This is a genomic window from Bradyrhizobium sp. (assembly GCF_004799445.1).
Classification (GTDB): Bacteria; Pseudomonadota; Alphaproteobacteria; order Rhizobiales; family Xanthobacteraceae; genus Bradyrhizobium.
The window spans coordinates 1-4,358 of record NZ_SSNA01000044.1 but is presented as its reverse complement, the minus strand read 5'-3'; the positions used below and the strand labels follow the sequence as shown (position 1 = coordinate 4,358).

The window sequence follows — 4,358 nt, the reverse complement described above, 5'->3', positions numbered from 1 at the left end:
CGGTCCATGGCGCTGAACGTCTGCCTCTTGGGCGAATGCCGCCTCAGTATGTTAATCTGATGCCGGAGCACCAGGATCTCAGCTGCCAACGAAGCAGGTGACCGGACCAACGCCGTCCAGATAAGGCTGAGAGCTTCCCTCATGGGACAGAAGGATTGCGTGGTTCTGCCTCAGTTGTCAGCCCGATTGGGTTTACGACAGAGACAACATATCTTCCGAGTTACCAGAGCGGCTAAGCGGCTGCTGTTTACGTGTAAAAAACCAAATTCAGATTTGGTTTGACCGTGTGCCGCTCACTTCCGGTCTTCGTCGCTTAGCGGATGTTCTCAGGATAAATCGGCATGGCGCAAAAGTGCCGACAAGAGACTCATGCACCGCAGCATTTCAGGTGAATTTCGACCGCCTATGAGGCGCGTTCAACCCGGCTGTCGACCTCACTGCGCAGCGTCCCAAAGTCGATCCGCCGCCGCGTGGGACGGAAGGGAAGCCTCGCCAGGAGCTTTGAGCTGCTAAAAGAGGCCAGCAGTAATATCACTTAATGTGTCAACGCCTGAGAATTTAGCCCTTCTTCTGCGCGGGCTCGAGCGGGTAACATGCCAGTGCCGGCACTGGCATGGCGTAGCGAGAAGGCGGCAGATAGATCGCCGACCCGCATATGGGGAACAAGAAAGGGAGTGGCTGCCATGACCGACAGCAAAATGGCTGCGCCTTTGGATCCCGCTGTTCTGGCGGAACGATTTCAGACGCTGGCTACCAAAAGCCAGGCTGCCGTACAGGGATTCCTCATAAGCCGGCCAGACGTCGCCAATATCGGCATGGGCGATCCGGCCAAGATCGGTCAAGCCTTCTTTGAGCTGACAACCAAGCTCATGGCCGATCCGCGGCCGGTCGCGCGCGCGCAGATCGAGCTTTGGGAACAGAGCGTCAGCCTGTGGGCGCGGACATTGCGACATCTGCTTGGCGGCGAGCCACCGCCGGTCAGCGCGCCGGACAAACGCTTCAAACACCCCGAATGGGCCGAAAACGCTATATTTAGCTACATCCGCGACAGTTATCTTCTTTCCGCTCGCGCAATCCTCTCTGCCGTCCGCGGCGTAAAGGGGCTTGATGAGGAGACATCCAGGAAGGTCGAATTCTATACGAAGCAATTCGTCGATGCATTGGCCCCGTCGAATTTCGCGGCGACAAACCCTGAAGTGTTATCGAAGACGATCGAGACCGGCGGCGAGAACTTGCTCAGCGGCCTGATGAATTTGCTCAACGATCTGCAGCGCGGAAAGGGCCGCCTCAGCGTTACTATGACGGATATGGATGCGTTCCGGCTTGGCGAAAATATTGCGACGACACCGGGCAAGGTCGTTTTCCAGAATGAGATGATCCAACTCATCCAGTACACGCCGATGACCGAGCAGGTACGTAAAACGCCTCTGTTGATCATTCCACCGTGGATCAACAAATTCTACGTCCTCGATCTCCAGCCAAAGAATTCGTTCATCCGCTGGTGTGTCGAACAGGGGCACACGGTCTTCGTCATCTCCTGGATCAATCCGGACGCACGCCTCCGAGACAAGAGCTTCGAGCACTATATGCTCGACGGCGCTATCGCGGCGATGGCGGCAGTCGAGAAGGCCACTGGCGAGCGTGCCGTGAATTGCGTCGGATATTGTCTTGGCGGAACGCTGCTCGCATCGACGAGCGCTTATCTGGCAGCGAAAGGCGATGACCGCGTGAAGAGCGCGACCTATTTCGTCACGCTCGTCGATTTCGTGGCGTCCGGCGACATGTCGGTCTTCATCGACACCGAGCAACTCGCGGCGCTCGAAACGCGCATGAACGAGAAGGGCTACCTTGATGCGCAGGACATGGCGACCTCGTTCAACATGTTACGCGCGAACGATCTCATCTGGTCCTTCGTCGTCGGCAACTACCTGCTCGGCAAGGAGCCGGTTCCATTTGATCTTTTGTACTGGAATTCAGACGCGACGCGCATGCCTGCGGCCATGCACTCGTTCTACCTGCGCAACATGTATCAGGAGAACAATCTGGCCAAGCCTGGAGGCATCACTCTCGACGGCACGCCAATCGATCTGCGGAAAATTACGACGCCGACATTTATTCTGGGTACAAAGGAAGATCATATTGCACCCTGGAAATCAGCTTATCGGGCAACGCAACTCTATGGCGGTCCGGTTGAGTTTGTGCTGTCAGCGTCCGGCCACATGGCCGGAGTGATTAGTGCACCCGGTTCGAAATACGGCCACTGGACGAATTCGTCGAATCCCGCGACGGCCGACGAATGGTTCAAAACTGCGACCGAGCGCCCGAGTTCGTGGTGGCCCCACTGGAACGAGTGGGTGACGCCGTTCTCAGGTGGACAAGTCGCTGCCCGGACGCCCGGCGAGGGCCTGTCGGTCATCGAAGACGCGCCGGGATCCTATGTAAGGGTTCGCTCCGACGGATAGTCGCGCATTCAAGGCCTGTGGCACGGATGCCATTAAGGTAATGATCAAGAGCGCCTGCCGCCTGGCGCGCGAACTTTGTGGCATCTGGTTCAAGACCGTCGACGCCATCTCGTCCGGATGACCCGGCTGTCGGCGGTTACCCCAGCGGCGCAAGACCAGCGTAAAACGCAGTCGAATGTCCGGGTCGGGTCAAAGTGAGACCTCAACTAGCGAATGATCGATGTCTGTTTGTCCTTCAACAGCAGACCTTGATCAGGGCAACGGCTTGGTCAGCTTCGTGCCAAACCCGGAAGTCGCCCGGCTCATTCAATCACTTGGTCGGCGAGCAATTGAAGGGAGTTGGGCACCGCGAGGCCGAGGGCCGCGGCGGTCTTGAGATTAATGACGAGTTCGTATTTGAGCGGGAGCTGAACTGGCAGATCGCCCGGATTTGCGCCTCGCAAAATCTGGTCCACGTATGACGCGGCCGGTCGGACCTGCTCCAGCTGATTGATACCATACGAAATCAGGCCGCCGCTCGTCGCATAGAAGCCAAATGAGTAAATCGCAGGCAAACCGAAGCGAGCCGCTAGTCCGATAATGAGATCACGCCGCGTCGCCGTTAGCGCGCTTGGCGTCACGATGAGGCCGCCGCCTTGCTGTCCGAAAGCCGACAGCACTCGCTCGATGTCAGCCGCATTGCGTATCTCGGCTGCAGTCACAGCTATCCCCATTTGAGGGGCAGAGGCTTCGACCACACGCAGAAAAGCTACGTTGGGAGCGACTTCCGGAACGTGCACAACAGCAACACGGCGCAATCCCGGCGCGATCTGACTGAGATAAGCTAGCCATTTCCCGCCGATCGCCGGCTCGAAATTGTGGAAGCCCGTAATTTTTCCTCCGGGATGAGGCAGGTTCGTGACGAAACCGCTTCCGACCGGATCGGATACCCATGTGAAAACGACCGGGATGGAGCGCGTGGCCTTCAACGTTGCTGCGACGACCGAGTTTGTTGAGACAAGGATCACATCAGGTGCGAGCCCTACAATTTCCTCCGCTACGCTGCGCATAAGTTGTTCGCTGTCACCGGTGAACCGGTAATCGAATCGGATGTTGCGCCCGTCTGTCCAGCCGAGGTCTTGCAAGGCTTTTCGGAAGGCCGCAAGATAGACCTGCCAAACCTCGTCGTTTTCGGCGAAGCCCATAATGACGCCGACACGCCTGACCCCTTCGCTCTTTTGCGCGCGAGCGGCTTGCGACCAGATCGCCGCACCGCCGAGTAGCGTGACAAACGCGCGGCGAGGCATCATATCCGGCATTGGGGTCCTCCAGCTTTCCTCCCGAACCTGTCTACCACACGCACGGGAAGTCCGCTTCGGGTCAATCGCGTCGTTTTGTCCGTCGGTGCACCACTTCCGGTTTGCTCCAGTTAGCGGACATGTCTTGGGCGGGATTGGCAAGTCAGTTTCCTGCCCAAGGGGGTTCGCGCTCCCGGCCAACCGTCCCAAAGTTCAGTCGCCAGACTCGGGCAGATCTGAGCGGTCACCAAGTTAAACGGAAGAGCTGGAATCCCTGTGGATTGGCAGCCATTCTCTGGCGGTCGGACCGCTTCGCGATCCTCGTCTTCTTCGCTTCGATCTTGGTAGGCGCTGCTGACGTTGAGGGCGGCGCGCTAAGCTGGGCTGCAGCCTGGCGCGCTGGTGGTTGCTGCGGAATGTCCGGAACCGATGTAGGGACGGCCGCAGCCTGCACGCGGGTATCGATGTCCACACGCGGTGGACCCTGTCCCTGTCGGAAACCTAATTCGGCTGGCAAGTGAAGCCGAATCGCGCAATGTTTCTATCTTATGAGAGAAGCTTGCAGCCTGATCTGGTCGGCGCTGGTATTATTGTTCCGATCGCGGGCCTCGTTGGCAGC

Annotated in this window: 2 protein-coding genes; one reads left to right on the top strand and one right to left on the bottom strand. The window is 58.2% G+C overall.

All coding sequences use genetic code 11. The features are described from left to right. The first annotated feature begins 683 nt into the window (after positions 1 to 683). Positions 684 to 2,462, top strand: coding sequence for a class I poly(R)-hydroxyalkanoic acid synthase (gene phaC / locus E8A46_RS04605; RefSeq protein WP_291558064.1), 1,779 nt, complete (start codon positions 684 to 686; stop codon positions 2,460 to 2,462). A gap of 302 nt (positions 2,463 to 2,764) precedes the next feature. Here the strand turns inward: phaC and E8A46_RS04600 are convergent, their stop codons facing one another. After that, the gene (locus E8A46_RS04600) at positions 2,765 to 3,760 is read right to left on the bottom strand and encodes an ABC transporter substrate-binding protein (protein ID WP_291558062.1); all 996 of its coding nucleotides are present in this window, start codon (positions 3,758 to 3,760) and stop codon (positions 2,765 to 2,767) included. Between the last annotated feature and the right edge of the window lie 598 nt (positions 3,761 to 4,358).

Coding starts and splice junctions, on each gene's coding strand:
- phaC (WP_291558064.1), top strand. CDS start 684: ATGACCGACAGCAAAATGGCTGCGCCTTTGGATCCCGCTGTTCTGGCG.
- E8A46_RS04600 (WP_291558062.1), bottom strand. CDS start 3,760: ATGCCGGATATGATGCCTCGCCGCGCGTTTGTCACGCTACTCGGCGGT.